Annotated in this window: 1 protein-coding gene; it reads left to right on the plus strand. The window is 47.3% G+C overall.

Going from position 1 to position 560, the window contains the following annotated elements; genetic code table 11:
• A partial coding sequence (locus R7P74_RS28335) for an MFS transporter (protein WP_336624124.1) occupies positions 1-436 on the plus strand: 436 nt, incomplete at its 5' end.
• Between the last annotated feature and the right edge of the window lie 124 nt (positions 437-560).

Genomic DNA, 560 nt, shown 5'->3' on the forward strand with positions numbered 1-560 from the left:
CGCAGCTTTAGGAATCGTGAGTGTTCTTGGAAATCTACTCACGACTCGAGCTTCTCATCGCCTTGGAAGTGGCCGAGCTGTAATGCGTATTGCGGTTATGGTGTGCATGCCATGTAGCATCTGGGTATTTGCGTGTGGTGCGAGCCAATTCGTGGCCTATCTTCCCATATTGGCAATTTGGTCGTTGGCAGGCGGTATAGGCTCTCCGGCTCTACAGGCTTATATAGCGAGCTTATCGGATGAATATCGAGGAGTTTTAATGTCATCTGCGATGAGCATGATGCACTTTGGCGTCGCAATTTGGTCTGCGCTTGCTGGATTTGCTTATGATGTAGGGAGTGAATGGGTCGCTGTATTGGCCGTATTACTCTTTGGCTTCGCTATCGCAGCATTGAAGCCCATTCAGGAAACGGAGCAACTCCAGCGCTACTCATAAAAGAGTGTGAATCGCGTGATGCGAAAGTGTCACGCGTATTTCTTCACTAATATTTTTAGATCAGTAGATAAAGAAAAGCCGCTACCCAAAGGTAACGGCTTGTTCCAAATACTTTTGAAATCCG

The sequence above is a fragment of the Vibrio sp. 2033 genome (assembly GCF_033339735.1).